This is a genomic window from Gordonia aquimaris (assembly GCF_026262595.1).
In the GTDB taxonomy this organism is placed as follows: domain Bacteria; phylum Actinomycetota; class Actinomycetes; order Mycobacteriales; family Mycobacteriaceae; genus Gordonia; species Gordonia tangerina.
Map to the genome: position 1 here is coordinate 1 of NZ_JAPKFM010000039.1, position 16502 is coordinate 16502.

Below are 16502 nucleotides of genomic sequence, written 5' to 3' on the forward strand. Positions count from 1 at the left end.
GAGGAACGAGGCGCCAGCCGGAGTGTCACGAAGGGGCCGACACCGGCAGCCGCGCATCGAGGATCAGTCCGGTGATGCCGACCGCGAAGAAACACGCGCTGAGCACGAGCAGTAACGGATTGCGTTGCCCGGCCATCGCATCGCCGAGCAGAACCACCGCAACGGTCCCGGGAGCCATGCCGACGACGGTGGCCAACAGGTAGGGAATTGCGCGGACCGACGACAACGCCGAACAATAGTTGGCCACGGAGAACGGGCAGGCGGCGATCAGTCGCAGTGACCCCACGGCCAACCAGCCCCGCCTGCGTAGCCGGTATTCCACCGAGCGCACCACCGGCTTGGTCAGATAGGGCCGTACCCGCTCGCGGCCGATTCTGCGCACCAACCAGAACGACACCATCGCCGACACGGTCGAGGCGATCATCGCGCCGGTGATCCCGACGACCGGGCCGAACAAGATCCCCGACATGACGGTGAACGGAGACCGGGGGATCGGAAAGACGGTGATGGCGGCGTAGGCGCCGAAGAAGGCCCAGACGAAGGCGGGGCCGAGACCTTCGCCCCAGGTCCGGACTGCGGCGATCGACGGGATCGGGATCAGGTAGGAACCCACCAGCACCAGCGCTACCACTGCGGTCAGGGTGAGCGCGGGGCGCACCACCCGCCGATCGATGCGGCGACGCGTCGTCGAACCGGATGCCGCGTCGTCGGACGGGCGCCGGTGGGTGGCGGTGGCAGGCTCGGATGGCACCGCAACACTCTAGCTGCGCAGGGGCAGTGTGCCTTGTCACAACAGCCCACCCGTGTGGGCCGAGCGAGCGTTCGGCTAAAGTCGGGTACGCGCTCGACCCGAGCATCACGGAGGTGCCAAGCCCCATGTCGCAGACCACTGCGTCGACATCCGACCGGCCCGACCGGTCGCTCGATGAGGTCTATCAGTCCTGGTCACAGGCTGCAGCCGCGGTCGTGGCGAAGTCTCGACGGACGACCGTCGAGGAGTTGCCCGCCACGGCCGAGGAGCTTCTGTCGACCGAAACCATCGACGGATTGCGTATCCGTCCGCTCTATACGCGCAAGGACGAGACCGCTGAGTCCGGCCTGCCGGGTGGGTTTCCGTTCGTCCGCGGTGCGGACCCCGACCGCGACGTCACCCTCGGATGGCGCGTCACCGAGCGGTTCGGTGATGACGACACCCCGCCGGGTGAAGTGAATCGGCAGATACTCGAAGCTCTGGAGAACGGCACCAGCGGTCTCTGGCTGCGTATCGGTGGTGCGCTGACCGTCACCGATCTCGATGCCGTGCTCGACGGGGTCTACCTCGACCTCATTCCGGTGACCGTGGACGCCGGAGCCGATGGCATCGCCGCTGCCCGCGCGCTCCTCGAGCAGCAACAACGAGCCTCGGCCGCACCCGAGGCGCCGACGCCCACCGTCGCCACCATCACTTCATTCGGTTTCTCCCCGCTCACCGCAGCATTCTCCGGCCGACCCGATGTGGACGTCGATGAAGCCACCGCCATCGCTGCCGAAGCGATCGCGGGCGTCCGTACCTTCCGGGTGGACGGCACCGATTTCGCGACCGCGGGCGCCGACCACGGACTGGAACTCGCACTGATCGTCGCCGCTGCGGTCACCCACCTGCGTGACCTGACCGCAGCGGGGATGTCGGCGGCGGACGCCCTGAATCAGATCACCTTCGCCGTGTCAGCGGGTGACGACCAGTTCGCCACCATTGCCAAGTTCCGTGCCCTGCGCAGGATCTGGTCGCGCGTGGCCGAGGTCGTCGGTGCCCCCGATGCCGGCGCGGCCGCGACCCACGCCGTCACGGATCTGTCGATGCAGACTCAGCGTGATCCGTGGGTGAACATGCTGCGCACCACGATCGCGGCCTTCGGAGCCGGAATCGGTGGCGCAGACCAGGTCACCGTCCTCGGCTTCGACGCCGCGATTCCGGCCGAACACCGCACGTCCAGTGCCACCTTCTCGCGCCGGATCGCTCGCAACACCCAACTGTTGCTGCTGGAGGAGTCCAACATCGGCCGCGTGCTCGATCCGGCCGGCGGCTCCTGGTTCGTCGAGACCCTCACCCACGAGATGGCCGCCAATGCATGGACGGTATTCGGTGAGATCGAGGCCGCCGGCGGCTACCGTCGGGTTCTCGAGTCAGGGTGGATCGGCGAACGCGTCGGCGCCTCCTTGGCGCGCCGTGACGAGTCGGTCGCCCACCGCACCATCGCGGTGACCGGCGTCAACGAGTTCCCGAACCTCGACGAGAAACCACTGGGTGCGCCGACCGCGGACACCGCAGACCTACCGCTGGGCACGCCACGGCTCGCACGGGTCGGACGGGTCTTCGAGGAGTTGCGGGATCGATCCGACGGCGTCCTGGCCGCTACCGGTGCGCGTCCGTCGGTGCTGATGCTGCCCCTCGGGTCGGTGGCCGAACACAATGCGCGGACGACCTTCGTCGCCAATCTGCTGGCAGCCGGCGGGATCTCGGCGATCAATCCAGGACCCGTCAGCGCGGACGAAATCGGCGAACTGGTCCGCGAGCACCAGGCCTCGATCGCGGTCCTGTGCGCGAGCAAGCAACGCTACGCCGACGACGGCGCGGCCGCTCTGGCCGCTGCGCGGGCAACCGACCTGTCCTCGGTCCTGATGGCCGGGCCGGAGAAGGAGTGGCCGGATGATCAACGGCCAGACGGGTCACTGCGCATCGGTATCGATGCCGTCGCCACCCTCCGCGGACTTCTCGATCAGCTGACCAACGCATCGGCGGGAGCGACATCATGACCCAGACCGAACCAACCAGCGCCACCGAGGATTTCGGTGCCGTACCGAGTTTCGCCGGGGTCGACCTCAACTCGACCACCCCCGGTGGCGATCTGTCGCGGGGACCCGCCTTGGAGCGTCTGGCGCAGGCGCAGGGTCAGTCCGTCGACGAGATCACCTGGAGCACTCCGGAACAGATCGATGTCGCACCGATCTACACCCGGTCCGATCGCGATTCGGTGACCGCCGACGACGAGCATCCCTACCCGGTGGACTCTGTCCCAGGCGAGGCGCCGTTCATCCGCGGCCCGTACCCGACGATGTACGTCAACCAGCCGTGGACCATCCGCCAGTACGCCGGGTTCTCCACCGCCGCGGAGTCCAACGCGTTTTACCGCCGCAACCTGGCGGCCGGCCAGAAGGGCCTGTCGGTGGCCTTCGACCTGGCCACCCACCGCGGCTACGACTCGGATCATCCTCGGGTCGCCGGCGACGTGGGCATGGCCGGCGTGGCCATCGACTCGATCCTCGACATGCGTCAACTCTTCGACGGCATCGACCTGGGTTCGGTCTCGGTGTCGATGACGATGAACGGTGCGGTGTTGCCGATCCTCGCGCTGTATGTCGTTGCGGCAGAGGAACAGGGGGTGCCGCCGGAGAAGCTCGCCGGGACCATTCAGAACGACATCCTCAAAGAGTTCATGGTCCGCAACACCTATATCTATCCGCCGAAGCCGTCGATGCGGATCATCTCGAACATCTTCGAGTACACCAGCCAGAAGATGCCGAAGTTCAACTCGATCTCCATCTCCGGCTACCACATCCAGGAGGCAGGTGCGACCGCCGATCTGGAGTTGGCGTACACCCTCGCCGACGGTGTCGAGTACATCCGCGCCGGACTGGAAGCCGGGCTCGACATCGACAAGTTCGCGCCGCGGCTGTCGTTCTTCTGGGGTATCGGCATGAACTTCTTCATGGAGGTCGCCAAACTGCGTGCCGCGCGACTGCTGTGGAGCGAGCTGGTCGCCGAGTTCTCTCCGAAGAATCCGAAATCGCTGTCGCTGCGTACACATTCACAGACCTCCGGTTGGTCGCTGACCGCGCAGGACGTGTTCAACAACGTCGCGCGCACGTGCGTCGAGGCGATGGCGGCGACACAGGGGCACACCCAGTCGTTGCACACCAACGCGCTCGACGAGGCCATCGCGCTGCCCACCGACTTCTCGGCCCGCATCGCGCGCAACACCCAGTTGCTGTTGCAGCAGGAATCCGGGACCACCCGTTCGATCGACCCGTGGGCCGGCTCGAACTACGTCGAGTGGTTGACGCACCAGCTGGCGCAGAAGGCGCGCGCGCACATTCGTGAGGTCGAGGAGACCGGCGGGATGACGCAGGCCATCAACGAGGGGCTGCCGAAGTTGCGCATCGAGGAGGCGGCTGCCCGCACCCAGGCTCGTATCGACTCCGGACGTCAGCCGCTCGTCGGCGTAAACAAATACCAGGTCGCCGACGACGAGGAGATCGAGGTCCTCAAGGTCGAGAACTCGAAGGTGCGTGCCGAACAGCTGGAGAAGCTGCAGCGGCTGCGTGCCGAGCGTGACGAGACCGCTGTGCAGGCCGCCCTGGCCGATCTCACCCGCGCGGCGGCGTCCGACGAGGGTGGGCTGGAGAACAACTTGATGGCCCTGGCCATCGAGGCCGCTCGCCACCAGGCGACCGTCGGTGAGATCTCCGAGGCGATGGAAAAGGTCTATGGTCGCCATCAGGCAGAGATCAAGACCATCAGCGGGGTGTATCGACATGAGGCGGGCGAGGTGAAGAGCGTCGACGCGGCGACCGAGGTCGTCCGGCAGTTCGCCGACGCCGAGGGACGTCGGCCTCGTGTGCTGGTCGCCAAGATGGGACAGGATGGTCACGATCGCGGTCAGAAGGTGATCGCCACCGCGTTCGCCGACCTCGGCTTCGACGTCGACGTGGGCCCGCTGTTCGCCACCCCGGAGGAGGTCGCCGCGCAGGCGGCGGACAACGATGTGCACGTCGTCGGTGTCTCCTCGCTTGCGGCCGGACACCTGACCCTGGTGCCGGCGCTCAAGCAGGCCCTCGCAGATGTGGGACGACCGGACATCATGATCGTGGTGGGTGGCGTGATCCCGCCGGGCGATTTCGACGATCTCTATGCCGCCGGCGCGTCGGCGATCTTCCCGCCGGGCACCGTGATCGCTGACTCGGCGGTGGAACTGGTCACCAAACTCGCCACCGGCCTGGGGCATGAACTTGCCGGGGTCGCCGCCGAGTGACCTCCGACGACAACGATGCGAGGTCGGCCGCACGTCGGCGGATCGACATCGATGCACTCGAAAAGGGTGTTCTCGATGATCGGCGGGCCGACCTGGCACGGGCGATCACGCTGGTGGAGTCGACCCGACCGGATCATCGGGCAGCGGCACAGGATTTGCTCCTGCGGCTGACGCCGCATTCGGGCGGTTCTTTTCGCGTTGGCATCACCGGGGTCCCGGGGGTGGGGAAGTCCACCACAATCGAAGCGCTCGGGATGTATCTCATTGAGCAGGGCCACAAGGTGGCGGTCCTGGCGGTGGATCCGTCGTCGACACGCACCGGCGGTTCGATCCTCGGAGACAAGACCCGAATGGGTCGACTCTCGACGAACCCGAACGCCTACATCCGCCCATCGCCCACCTCCGGCACACTGGGCGGCGTCGCGAAGGCCACACGCGAGACGATCGTGCTGGTCGAGGCCGCCGGATTCGACGTGGTGCTCGTCGAGACCGTCGGGGTGGGACAGTCGGAGGTGACGGTCGCCAACATGGTGGACACCTTCACCTTCCTCACGCTGGCGCGTACCGGGGATTCGTTGCAGGGCATCAAGAAAGGCGTGCTGGAACTCGCCGACGTCGTGGTGGTGAACAAAGCCGACGGCAAACACCTGAACGAGGCCAAGGGTGCTGCGCGAGAGTTGACGAACGCGCTGAAACTCATCTATCCGCACGACGCGCTGTGGGTTCCGCCCGTGCTGACGATGAGTGCGCTCGAGCAGACCGGCGTCGCCGAGTACTGGGACGCGGTGTGCGAACACAACCAGACCCTCTCGGACGCAGGCGAGTTCGCGGCCCGCCGAAATCAGCAGCAGATCGACTGGACCTGGGCGATGGTGAACGATTTCGTGCTGACGCGCCTGGCCGACAGCCCGCAGGTGCGCGCGATCCGGCGCGACGTCGAGCAGCAGGTGCGCACGGGCGATCTGACGCCGGCGCTGGCAGCCCAACAGATCGTCGACGCGTTCGATCAGCGTGACGAGTGACCACCGGAATGTAGCGCCCGGCCGGCGGGGGCGGTGTCAGCTGATGAGTGGCGCGAGGGTCTGGCCGAGAAGTGACACCCGCCCGGGCACGTGGCCGTTGGCCGGAGCGTTGACGGTGAAACCGTCCACGCCGGTGGCCAGCAACTCGGCGTAGCGGGCGCCGACCTCATCCGGATCGCCGACGACGGCGGATCCGCGGCGCACCTCGGCAGCCGGATTGCGGGCCAGATATGCCTCGTACTCCGCGACGGCCTCGTCGTGGGTGGGTGCGATGCATGCCGAGGTCTGGAGGCTGACGCTGATCTCCGACCGGTCGCGGCCGAGGCGTGCACAGTGCCCGGCCAACGCCTCGAGTTTGCGACCGATGTCCTCTACGGCGCAGATCAGGTTCGACTCGTCGGCGTACTGGGCGACCAACCGCAACGTCTTACGCTCACCGCCGCCGCCGATCATGACCGGGATCTTTGACAGCGGTGCAGGCACATTGACGGCCTCGTGCGCGCGATACCACTTGCCGTCGAGACTCGGCCGAGCGCCGTCGAACATGCCCAGCACGATCTGCAAGGACTCCTCGAGCTTCTCGAACCGATCGGAGAAGCTGCCGAACTCGAAACCGAGGGAATCATGTTCGAGTTCGAACCAGCCGGCACCGATGCCGAGCTGGCCGCGGCCACCCGACACGATGTCCAGTGCGGTGACCGTCTTTGCGAGCAAGGCGGGATTACGGTAGGTGTTCCCGGTCACCAGCGACGACAGACGAACCGTCGAGGTGTGCTGAGCGAGCGCCGACAGCAACGTGTAGCACTCGAACATCGGCTCGTCGGGTTCGCCCAGGATGGGCAACTGGTAGAAGTGGTCCATCACCAGAACGGTGTCGAAGCCCGAGTTCTCGGCGTCGACCGCCTGGGCGACGACAGTGCCGAACAGCTGGTCGGGCGCAACGCCGGGATAGGTGAAATTGGGGATCTGATAGCCGAGTCTGGTCACACCTCGACGCTACGCCCGCACCCGACCTCAGTGCACCGGATCGATGCCCCCTCCGGTCACGATGCCCGGATTGCCTGATTGGGCAACCGATTTGGCGAAACCGCCGATCGTCTCGATCAGGTCGTCGAGCACGGCCTCGACGTCGGTCGACGTGGCGATACGGGCATTGGGCTCACCGGTCATGGAGCGTTCGTCGGCGACGGTCATTCCCCGGGTGAGCCTTCCGACCAACTCGACGTCGACCCGCGCCGGTACCGTCTCCACGATGTCGGGAGCCAGTGCCACCATCACCGCGAACGGGTCGTGCAGGTGGGCGAGGTAGCCCTCGTCGTGGGCGTGGTGGAACTCGAGATAGAAGCGCAGGGCGTCGATCAGGTGGCGGATCACCTCATTGTCGGCAACGGATCGCAATCCTGGTTCGTCGGTGGGATCGGGACATTCCACCGGCTCGCTGCCGGCCGCCGCGGCCAGTCGGACGAGATGATCGGGGGTGAGCGCCACCGACTCCGTCAGATCCAGAGGGCACACGATCGGGGCGCCGACACCCTCCGAACCACACGCCGCGAACACCTCGGCGGCCGCCTCCGGGTCGACCGCGATGTTCCATTCCGATGTCGGCGTCGTGTTGCCGTGCACGTGGAACGCGCCGCCCATGATCACCAACCGGGCGAGGCGGCCAGGCAGCGCCGGGTCACGACGGATCGCGGTCGCCAACGACGTCAGCGGTCCGGTCACCACGCCGATAAGCTCTCCCGGGTGTGTCGCCGCAGCCTCGATCCACGCATCGGCGGCATCGGTGGTACTCGGGCCGGCGGTGGCCACCGGGAGTTCGGCGTAGCCGACGCCCAACGGCCCGTGGGTGTCCTCGGTCGTCATGAGTTCGGCCACCAGCGGTACCGGCGAACCCACATGGACCGGCACATCGGTCCGGCCGCACAACTCGAGCCACGCGAGATTGTTGGCCGTCACCACATCGACGGGTACGTTTCCGGCGGTTGAAGCTATCCCGACCACGTCGACGTCGCGTCGTGCCAACAGATAGAGCAGCGCCACCGAATCGTCGATGCCGGTGTCACAGTCGAGGAACATGCGGATCACGTGACCATTGTCGCCTGTGGCGAGTGGTCGTCCACCTTCGCTGGCGCGCGCCGAAGGGCCGACATCGTGAGATTCGCCTCATCTGGTCCGGTCACGACGAGATCACGGCGGTGCGCGCGTCGTCGGTGGTGGACATGCGGCGTGTCATCCGTACGGTCGGTGCCATGACGCCTCAACTCATCGCTTTCGAATGGACGGAGACTAATCGCGAGTGGCTGATCGAGAACCCGATCCGGATCGTCGCGTACGTGGTGGTGGCGCTGATCGTGCGCTACCTGTTGCACCGGGTCATCGACCGGATGACGCGGCGGCCCAAGCCCGCGGCGCCGGACACCTCCGTGGAGTCGCGCAGACCGCCCCTGATCCGGCACCTGCGTGATCGGACTCCCGCCGGCGTCCGCGGAGGCGCAGCGGCCGCCGAACGCCGTGCGCAGCGTGCTCAGACCATCGGGTCGGTACTCAAGTCGACCGTGTCCATCATCCTGCTCGTGTGGGTGGTGCTGTCGATCCTCAGTGTGCTCGGCGTCAACATCGCACCGTTCATCGCATCCGCCGGGGTCGTCGGGTTGGCGATCGGCTTCGGCGCGCAGAACCTCGTCCGAGATTTCGTCTCCGGAGTGTTCATGCTGTTGGAGGATCAGTACGGCGTCGGTGACATCGTCGACCTCGGAGAGGCGATCGGCGAGGTGGAGACAGTCGGTCTGCGGATCACCACGCTGCGCGACATCGACGGCACGCTCTGGTACGTACGTAATGGCGAGATCCTGCGCGTTGGCAACATGAGTCAGGAGTATGCGGTGGCACGCATTGAGGTTCCGGTCTCGTTGTCGGCCGACATCGACCTCGCACAGCAGGTGGCGCTCGAGGCCGCCACCGCGTCGGTCACCGCGCCGGAGGTCGCCGACGACGTCCTCGGACAGCCGGAGATGCTTGGCGTGCAGGAGGTGTCGCCGGACATGGTGACCCTGCGGATGACGCTCAAGACCAAGGCGAACTCGCAGTGGGCGCTGCAGCGGCGCATCCGCAAGGACATCCTGCGCGCCTACGAGGAACACGGCATCGAGCTGCCGTACCCGAAGGGGCGCCTCGCCGGTCTACTCGGAAACGGAAACGGCACACCGTGACATGCCCGCCCTGAAGAACAGGAGAACCCCGGTCGATGACCGGGGTTCTCTTAGTGGTGTCCGAGGGGGGACTTGAACCCCCACGCCCGTTAATAGGGCACTAGCACCTCAAGCTAGCGCGTCTGCCATTCCGCCACTCGGACCTGCGTTCGCAGCGGGGACAACCTTAACCGAGGTTGCCCGTCTATCCCAAATCCCGTAGGAGTGGGGTGTGACTTCCCAGCGTGCGGGTGCCCGCGCAGTCGACGAAGTGGTCGACATCGTCAGTCAACTCATCCGATTCGACACCACCAACACCGGCGAGCCGGACACCACCAGGGGTGAGGAAGAGTGCGCCAAGTGGGTCGCACAACAACTCGAAGAGGTCGGCTACACGACTCAGTATGTTGAGTCGGGGCGTCCGGGACGCGGCAACGTGTTCGCGCGATTGGCCGGCCCGCCGGACGCCGAGCGCGGCGCTCTTCTGATTCACGGGCATCTCGACGTGGTGCCCGCCGAGCCGTCCGACTGGAGCGTGCATCCGTTTTCCGGATCGGTTTCCGACGGCTACATCTGGGGTCGCGGCGCCGTCGACATGAAGGACATGGTCGGGATGGCCCTGGCATTGGCCCGACAGTTCAAGCGAGACGGGACGGTGCCGCCACGCGAACTCGTCTTCCTGTTCACCGCCGACGAGGAGGCCGGTGGCACGTGGGGTGCCCACTGGCTCGTCGACAACCGTCCCGATCTCTTCGAGGGCATCACCGAGGCGGTCGGTGAGGTCGGCGGCTTCTCGTTGACCGTCGACCGGCCCGACGGCGAGCAGCGCAGGCTCTACCTCGTGGAGACGGCCGAGAAGGGTCTGTCCTGGATGCGGCTGACGGCGAGCGCGAAAGCCGGCCACGGATCGTTCCTGCACGACGACAACGCAGTGACCGAGATCGCCGAGGCAGTGGCACGGATCGGCCGACACACCTTCCCGCTCGTCATGACCGAATCGGTCAGCGAGTTCCTCGCGGCGGTGAGTGAGGAGACCGGCCTCGACCTGCGGCCCGACGCCCCTGACCTGGACACCACGTTGTTCAAGATCGGCAACATCGCCCGCATCATCGGCGCAACCCTGCGGGACACTGCGAACCCGACGATGCTCAAGGCCGGCTACAAGGCGAATGTGATCCCCCAGAAGGCGGAGGCCGTTGTCGACTGTCGGGTGCTGCCCGGACGCCAGGCCGCCTTCGAGAAGGAGATCGACGAGCTGATCGGGCCCAACGTCACGCGCGAATGGGTAACTCATCTCGACTCGTACGAGACGACCTTCGACGGCCACCTCGTCGATGCCATGAACGATGCGATCCTGGCCCACGATCCCCAGGGCAGAACGGTGCCCTACATGCTCTCCGGGGGCACCGATGCGAAGGCATTCGCCAAGCTGGGTATCCGCTGCTTCGGTTTCGCCCCACTGCAACTTCCGCCCGAACTCGACTTCGCCGCGCTGTTTCACGGCGTCGACGAGCGGGTACCGGTCGATGCGGTCGTTTTCGGAACCAGAGTCTTCGAACACTTCTTGATGCACAGTTGACCAGGCGCGTCCCGCGCTCACGTGAGAAAGGTGATCCATGTCGTCCAACCCGTACGATTCCCTTCCGAATCTCCCCGGTTTCACACTGACGTCGCAGAGCTTCACCGACGGCCAACCCTTGCCGAACAAGCAGGTCAGTGGCCTGATGGGGGCCGGTGGCGAAGACTTGTCGCCGCAGCTGAGTTGGTCCGGGTTTCCTTCCGGCACCAAGAGTTTCGCCGTCACTGTGTACGATCCCGACGCACCTACAGCCTCCGGGTTCTGGCACTGGGCGGTCGCCGACATCCCGGTCTCGGTGACCTCGCTGGAAGAGGGTGCCGGCAATGAGGACGCAAGCGGATTGCCGCAGGGTGCTGTCACCTTGGCCAACGACGCGGCGATGAAGCGTTTCGTCGGTGCTGCACCGCCTCCCGGTCACGGACCGCACCGCTATTACGTGGTCGTGCACGCGGTCGACGTCGAGTCGCTGGGACTTCCCGAGGCCGCCACACCCGCCTATCTCGGGTTCAACCTGTTTTCGCACGCGATCGCCCGGGCCACGCTGGTCGGTACCTACGAACAGCCCTCGGAAAACGTCTGACACCCCGTCGTTTTCGTAGTACGGACCGGCGTCTCCTGTCCGGTCCGTAATACAAGATCGGGGTCAGGAGTTGCTGGCGTCGCTGCCGACCGCGTCGGCCAAGGATGCGAAGCCACCGGCACGTACACGTCGTGCGATCCCCTCGTGGATCTCTTTGGCCCACAACGGTCCGCCATAGATGAATCCGGTGTAACCCTGCAGCAGGCTCGCGCCCGCGCAGATGCGCTCCCATGCCTGATCGGCGGTCTCGATGCCACCCACACTGATCAGCACGACCTCGGTGCCCGTGCGCGCGTACAGACGACGCAGGACAGCCAGGGAACGGTCGGCCAGCGGCGCCCCGGACAACCCGCCGGCGCCCAGCGCGGCGACCTCGTCCGCCGGCGAGGTCAGCCCGCCGCGGGAGATCGTGGTGTTGGTGGCCACGATCCCCGACAGCCCGAGTTCAACGGCCAGATCGGCTACCTGATCGATGTCCTCGTCGGCGAGGTCGGGGGCGATCTTGACCAGCACCGGCACCGTGACCTCCTCGAGGACGGCCTGCAGGATCGGTCGCAGCGAATCGACGGCCTGCAGGTCACGCAGTCCCGGCGTGTTGGGAGAGCTCACGTTGACCACCACGAAGTCGGCCAGTGGTCCCAAAGCGCGAGCGCTGAAGCGGTAATCGTCGACGGCGTCCGCAACCGGGACGACCTTGGTCTTGCCGATGTTGGCCCCGATTGGCACGGCGATCGGACCCGGCCGCGGGCCGGCCAGGTGTGCGGCCGCAACCGTGGCGCCAGGGTTGTTGAAGCCCATTCGGTTGATCAGCGCGCGGTCGGCAGGTAGACGAAACAATCGGGGCGTCGGGTTTCCGGGCTGAGGTCGACCGGTGATGGTGCCGATCTCGGCATAGCCGAATCCCAGTTGGCCCCAGGCGTTCACCGCTGATGCCGACTTGTCGAAGCCGGCCGCGAGACCGAGCGGGGCGGGGAAGTCGACGCCGAAAACGCGCTGACGCAGAACCGGATCGTGCGTGGCGAACACCTTGGCCGTGAGGTCGCGGAGTCCCGGAGTGCGCCCGGTGATCCCGATGATGCGGGCCGCGATTGTGTGGATGCGCTCCGGTGACAGCAGGAACATCGCCCGCAGCACCAGCGGATACAGGACGCGGTTGACCCGGCTCAGCATGCGGTTGCGTCCGAGTCGGGGTAACCGGGGACGCCAACCGTTCGCTGTCGGCCGTTTGGCTCGCCGTCACCGCGCGCCCGCGGGGGTTTGCGCCGCCGCAGGAGCACCTTGCGAGTCCCGTCGGAGTATCGGCGAACGCGTTTGAGTTCCCACCCCCCGAACTCGGCCTCGATCGACAAGCGCATCGATGCGGTCACCCGGGTCACATCCGGCGGCAGGGTGAGCAACACGCATTCGTGCTCGTCGGTGGACACCTCCCAACCCTGGGGGTGGCGCGAACCGAACCTGGCCTCACGCGACATCGTCACTCACCGTTTCCGATGATCTGGAGACCACCTCGCTGCGAAAGCACGTAGACGGTGCCGGTGGCGTCGTCGACGGCGATGGTGTCCGGTTGGGCGACCGCCTGGAGCCGTCGCATCTCTGCGGGCTCCCCACCGGACAGGTCATAGGCCACCACCTCGTTGTTCGCCGTCGTCGACACCCACATCAGGTTGCGTTCGTCGTCGTAGTCTACGGCGTAGGGCCCGCCCGGGACCGGATAGCGGAATCGCATGACCAGCGGGGATCCGAAGAACCCGATGATCTCACCGTCGCGGGTGTTGGCCACCAGCACCCGACCGAAGTGATCGACCGTCGAGTTGGTCGCACCGTTGCCGGCGCGCAGGGCAGGCCCGAGATCACCGTCGGTGAGGTTGATGGGGGTCACCGACGATTGTGCGCGGTCGAGGACGACGACCTGTTCGCTGGACAGGTCGGCGCTGTCCGGGGCCACCGTGATGTCGTCGACCCGCACGAATCCGTCGATCTCGCGCACCGGCGACAGGTCGGTGTCGAGTACCAACACACGCCCGTCGGCGGTGCCGACCAGCACGTCGCCGTTCGCGGTGCGGGCCAGCGCGGTCGGGTCGTTCGTGTCGACCTCGGTGGTCGTGACCGTGCCGTCGCCGGCCACTTCGACGACGACCCCGGGACCCACCCCGAGAAAGGCGCCGTCGCCGGAGCCAATGAGCCTGGCCAGAGCCGGGGTCTGGACAGGCTGCGGGGCCGCGGTGGGGTCGTTCGCCCGCAAGCGCAGCACTGTGGTGCCCGCGGGGTCGAGGACTGCGACGAGGTCACCGGACAGGGCGAGACCGCGACTTCCGACCGGGGTGGCCACCACGGTGCCGGCGGGGGAGGCCGCCGCGCCGGCCGGGGCGGGCGACGCGCTCGCCGGTGTGACAGTGGGCACATCGGGTGTCGACGAGTCGTCGCCGGAACCACACCCGGTCAGTAATACGGTCGCCGCGATCACGCACAGCGCTCCGAGACGCAGGCGAGACCGCTGCACCTGCGGAGATGGTCTGGGCACGGTCGTGGATCTCGGCAGACGCATGCCACCATCTTGCGGGAGGCCCGCTCGGACCGATGATCGGGGTCGGCGACCAGACCGCGCCGGATCCGCCGGTGATGCCAGGGTTCGGGTCGTGCGGCGGCACGGTGTGGGCCACGGTTTCCCGTAGCATCTGCGGCCGTGAGCGACACCATGACCTGGGCCCAGGCGATCGTGCTCGGCGCGCTGCAGGGCGTCACCGAGTTCTTGCCGATCTCGTCGTCGGGACACCTACGGATCGCCTCCGAGTTGATGTTCGGTGACGACGCCGGGGCATCGTTCACCGCGGTCAGCCAGTTGGGCACCGAGGCCGCGGTTCTTGTGTACTTCGCGCGCGACATCATCCGCATCGTGGCGGCCTGGTTCCGTGGGCTCACCGATCGCGCCGAGCGCGGACTGGATTACCGGATCGGGTGGTACGTGATCTTCGCGACGATCCCCATCGGTGTGCTCGGCTTCCTGTTGAAGGACCAGATCCGCACCGTGGGCCGAAACCTGTGGCTCGTCGCCACGGTGTTGATCGTGTTCGCCGGCGTGATCTGGCTCGCCGAGCGCTACGGCACCAAGCAGCGTTCCATGCAGCAACTCACCCTGCGAGACGGCCTGGTGATGGGTCTGGCCCAGTGTCTCGCGCTGATCCCGGGTGTGTCGCGCTCGGGCGCCACCGCGAGCGCCGGTCTGTTCCTCGGCCTGGAACGCGAGGCTGCTTTCCGCTTTTCGTTCTTGCTCGCCATCCCAGCGGTCACCGCGTCCGGACTGTTCAGCCTGCCGGACGCCTTCGACCCCAGCGGCGAAGGTATGGAAGCGACCGGTCCACAACTGCTTGTCGCGACACTGGTCGCGTTCGTGATCGGCTACGCATCGATCGCCTGGCTGCTGCGGTTTGTCAGCTCGCACTCGATGAACTGGTTCGGCGCCTATCGGGTGATCCTCGGACTCACCGTGATGGGTCTGCTGTCGGCGGGCGTGATCAGCGCGACCTGAGGCACGACCGATACCGGTCGCCGGTGACGCCTATGGTTGAGACATGACCGTGATTCTGGTGCGACACGGACGTTCGACCGCCAACACTTCGGGGGTGCTCGCCGGCCGGACGCCCGGGGTGGGTCTCGACGACAAGGGCCGCGACCAAGCACAGGCTCTGGTCGATCGTCTCGGCGTCTGTATCGGCGAGATCGCGGCCGTCGCCCGGTCGCCGCTGGAGCGCTGTGCGCAAACTGTGGCTCCGCTGCTCGCGACCTTGCAGACCGAACTCGGGCGTGACGTCCCCGAGGTGGTGGTTCCCGATCTCGCCGAGGTCGACTACGGGGCGTGGACCAACCGGCCGCTCAAGGACCTCGTCACCGAACCCCTCTGGAAGACCGTGCAGCAGCAACCGTCGGCGGCGGTCTTCCCCGACGGCGAGGGCCTCGCGGCGGTGCAGTCGCGTGCTGTCGCCGCCATCCGTGACCTCGACCGTCGCTACGGTGGAGACGACGGCAGCGGTGTGTGGATCGCATGCTCGCACGGAGACGTGATCAAGTCGATCATCGCCGACGCCATGGGGACACATCTCGATGCATTCCAGCGCGTCGTCGTCGAACCCGCATCGATCAGCGTCATCCGTTACGGCTCCACCCGGCCCTATGTGCACACGGTCAACTCCACCGCCGTACTGTCGGTGCCCGCCCCACCGAAACGACCCGTGGACTCACCGGAGCATCACACGGGGGAGGCTGCGGCGGCCGAAGACGCGGTGGTGGGTGGCGCCACCGGCGTCGACGGCCACCACCGCGACGCCCACGCTGACGAGACCTCGCTGGCGCGCGGATAATGGACCAGACAGTCAAGGAGGTGTGATGTCACGCGCGATTCACGTGTTCCGCAGTCCGGATCGATTCGTCGCCGGCACCGTCGGTCAGCCGGGGGACCGGACGTTCTACCTCCAGGCCGTACACGAGAGCCGGATCATCAGTGTGTTGCTGGAGAAGCAACAGGTCGCGATCCTGGCGGACCGTATCGGTGCGTTGCTCGAGGAGATCCACCGACGATTCGGGACACCGGTGCCGCCGGAGATCGAGCGCGTCGGTGACCTGAGCCCGCTGGTGATGCCGGTCGACGCCGAGTTCCGGGTGGGCACCATGGGACTCGGATGGGATGCCGAGTCCGAAGCCGTCGTGGTGGAGTTGCTCGCGATCACCGAGGGCGAATTCGACGAGAGTGTCGTTCTGGACGACACCGATGAGGGGCCCGACGCGGTCCGTGTGTTCCTGACCACCGACGCAGCCCGGGAGTTCGCTGCTCGGTCCTCGAGGGTCATTTCGGCGGGGCGTCAGCCGTGCCCACTCTGTCATGAGCCACTGGATCCGGACGGGCATCTCTGTGTGCGCACCAACGGATACAAGCGAGGTGCGGAGCTGTCCAAGTCGCTGGACTTCGTCGACCCCGACGTGTTCCGGAACCTGGCGATGCAGGATGACACGGACTACCTGGAGACCGATCCGGACGACGAGGCCGACCCCGGCTCGGACAACCAGGACTGA

The 16502-nt window shown here is 66.7% G+C and carries 15 protein-coding genes and 1 tRNA gene; 9 read left to right on the forward strand and 7 right to left on the reverse strand.

The features are described from left to right. Positions 1-25: 25 nt before the first annotated feature. On the reverse strand, positions 26-751 hold the full coding sequence (locus OSB52_RS23430; protein ID WP_266063728.1) for a TVP38/TMEM64 family protein: 726 nt from the start codon (positions 749-751) through the stop codon (positions 26-28). A 125-nt stretch (positions 752-876) separates the two neighbouring features. On the opposite strand from OSB52_RS23430, the gene OSB52_RS23435 reads away from it, so the two are divergent. Genes OSB52_RS23435 through meaB form a run of 3 tightly spaced genes read left to right on the forward strand, consistent with a single transcriptional unit; the run spans position 877 to position 6091 of the window. Then, positions 877-2793 carry a methylmalonyl-CoA mutase family protein gene (locus tag OSB52_RS23435; protein ID WP_266063729.1) on the forward strand — a complete coding sequence of 639 codons (1917 nt, stop codon included), beginning with the start codon at positions 877-879 and terminating at the stop codon, positions 2791-2793. Further along, positions 2790-5069, forward strand: a complete 2280-nt coding sequence (gene scpA, locus OSB52_RS23440) for a methylmalonyl-CoA mutase (RefSeq protein ID WP_266063730.1) — start codon at positions 2790-2792, stop codon at positions 5067-5069. The genes OSB52_RS23435 and scpA overlap by 4 nt, the downstream gene beginning before the upstream one ends. Continuing rightward, complete coding sequence (meaB, locus tag OSB52_RS23445; protein ID WP_266063731.1) at positions 5066-6091, forward strand: methylmalonyl Co-A mutase-associated GTPase MeaB; 1026 nt, start codon at positions 5066-5068, stop codon at positions 6089-6091. The genes scpA and meaB overlap by 4 nt, the downstream gene beginning before the upstream one ends. Positions 6092-6127: 36 nt before the next feature. Here the strand turns inward: meaB and OSB52_RS23450 are convergent, their stop codons facing one another. Next, positions 6128-7078, reverse strand: coding sequence for an LLM class F420-dependent oxidoreductase (locus OSB52_RS23450; protein ID WP_235724857.1), 951 nt, complete (start codon positions 7076-7078; stop codon positions 6128-6130). A gap of 27 nt (positions 7079-7105) precedes the next feature. Then, a complete protein-coding gene (locus OSB52_RS23455) occupies positions 7106-8167 on the reverse strand; it encodes a nucleoside hydrolase (RefSeq protein WP_277615380.1) in 1062 nt (353 codons plus the stop codon). Positions 8168-8340: 173 nt separating this feature from the next. Between OSB52_RS23455 and OSB52_RS23460 the strand changes: the two genes are divergently transcribed. Continuing rightward, complete coding sequence (locus OSB52_RS23460) at positions 8341-9300, forward strand: mechanosensitive ion channel family protein (RefSeq protein WP_235724855.1); 960 nt, start codon at positions 8341-8343, stop codon at positions 9298-9300. 54 nt (positions 9301-9354) lie between these two features. On the opposite strand, the gene OSB52_RS23465 is transcribed toward OSB52_RS23460, so the two are convergent. After that, a tRNA-Leu gene (locus tag OSB52_RS23465) sits at positions 9355-9443 on the reverse strand. Positions 9444-9511: 68 nt separating this feature from the next. Between OSB52_RS23465 and OSB52_RS23470 the strand changes: the two genes are divergently transcribed. Beyond that, positions 9512-10858 (forward strand): M20/M25/M40 family metallo-hydrolase, encoded by a 1347-nt coding sequence (locus OSB52_RS23470; protein ID WP_266063733.1) that lies wholly within the window; start codon positions 9512-9514, stop codon positions 10856-10858. A gap of 37 nt (positions 10859-10895) precedes the next feature. Next, positions 10896-11438: a YbhB/YbcL family Raf kinase inhibitor-like protein gene (locus OSB52_RS23475; protein WP_266063734.1), complete on the forward strand. Its 543-nt coding sequence runs from the start codon at positions 10896-10898 to the stop codon at positions 11436-11438. A gap of 63 nt (positions 11439-11501) precedes the next feature. On the opposite strand, the gene OSB52_RS23480 is transcribed toward OSB52_RS23475, so the two are convergent. From OSB52_RS23480 to OSB52_RS23490, 3 genes are read right to left on the reverse strand one after another with little or no spacing between them, the layout of a single operon-like run. After that, positions 11502-12608: a quinone-dependent dihydroorotate dehydrogenase gene (locus tag OSB52_RS23480; protein WP_266063735.1), complete on the reverse strand. Its 1107-nt coding sequence runs from the start codon at positions 12606-12608 to the stop codon at positions 11502-11504. Then, complete coding sequence (locus OSB52_RS23485; protein ID WP_235724850.1) at positions 12602-12910, reverse strand: DUF5703 family protein; 309 nt, start codon at positions 12908-12910, stop codon at positions 12602-12604. Before OSB52_RS23485 ends, OSB52_RS23480 begins: the two co-directional genes overlap by 7 nt. A 2-nt stretch (positions 12911-12912) precedes the next feature. Continuing rightward, positions 12913-13983, reverse strand: a complete 1071-nt coding sequence (locus tag OSB52_RS23490; protein WP_372475158.1) for a YncE family protein — start codon at positions 13981-13983, stop codon at positions 12913-12915. Between the two features lie 138 nt (positions 13984-14121). Between OSB52_RS23490 and OSB52_RS23495 the strand changes: the two genes are divergently transcribed. From OSB52_RS23495 to OSB52_RS23505, 3 genes are read left to right on the forward strand one after another with little or no spacing between them, the layout of a single operon-like run. Then, positions 14122-14964 carry an undecaprenyl-diphosphate phosphatase gene (locus OSB52_RS23495; RefSeq protein WP_235724847.1) on the forward strand — a complete coding sequence of 281 codons (843 nt, stop codon included), beginning with the start codon at positions 14122-14124 and terminating at the stop codon, positions 14962-14964. Positions 14965-15007: 43 nt separating this feature from the next. Next, positions 15008-15793, forward strand: a complete 786-nt coding sequence (locus OSB52_RS23500) for an MSMEG_4193 family putative phosphomutase (protein WP_266063736.1) — start codon at positions 15008-15010, stop codon at positions 15791-15793. 25 nt (positions 15794-15818) lie between these two features. Then, complete coding sequence (locus OSB52_RS23505; RefSeq protein WP_235724845.1) at positions 15819-16502, forward strand: DUF3090 domain-containing protein; 684 nt, start codon at positions 15819-15821, stop codon at positions 16500-16502.

What these genes read in the sequence shown, in the direction of transcription:
- OSB52_RS23475 (WP_266063734.1), top strand. Translation starts at nt 10,896, where the DNA reads ATGTCGTCCAACCCGTACGATTCCCTTCCGAATCTCCCCGGTTTCACA.
- OSB52_RS23455 (WP_277615380.1), bottom strand. Translation starts at nt 8,167, where the DNA reads ATGTTCCTCGACTGTGACACCGGCATCGACGATTCGGTGGCGCTGCTC.
- OSB52_RS23460 (WP_235724855.1), top strand. Translation starts at nt 8,341, where the DNA reads ATGACGCCTCAACTCATCGCTTTCGAATGGACGGAGACTAATCGCGAG.
- OSB52_RS23435 (WP_266063729.1), top strand. Translation starts at nt 877, where the DNA reads ATGTCGCAGACCACTGCGTCGACATCCGACCGGCCCGACCGGTCGCTC.
- scpA (WP_266063730.1), top strand. Translation starts at nt 2,790, where the DNA reads ATGACCCAGACCGAACCAACCAGCGCCACCGAGGATTTCGGTGCCGTA.
- OSB52_RS23500 (WP_266063736.1), top strand. Translation starts at nt 15,008, where the DNA reads ATGACCGTGATTCTGGTGCGACACGGACGTTCGACCGCCAACACTTCG.
- OSB52_RS23485 (WP_235724850.1), bottom strand. Translation starts at nt 12,910, where the DNA reads ATGTCGCGTGAGGCCAGGTTCGGTTCGCGCCACCCCCAGGGTTGGGAG.
- OSB52_RS23505 (WP_235724845.1), top strand. Translation starts at nt 15,819, where the DNA reads ATGTCACGCGCGATTCACGTGTTCCGCAGTCCGGATCGATTCGTCGCC.
- OSB52_RS23490 (WP_372475158.1), bottom strand. Translation starts at nt 13,983, where the DNA reads ATGCGTCTGCCGAGATCCACGACCGTGCCCAGACCATCTCCGCAGGTG.
- OSB52_RS23480 (WP_266063735.1), bottom strand. Translation starts at nt 12,608, where the DNA reads ATGCTGAGCCGGGTCAACCGCGTCCTGTATCCGCTGGTGCTGCGGGCG.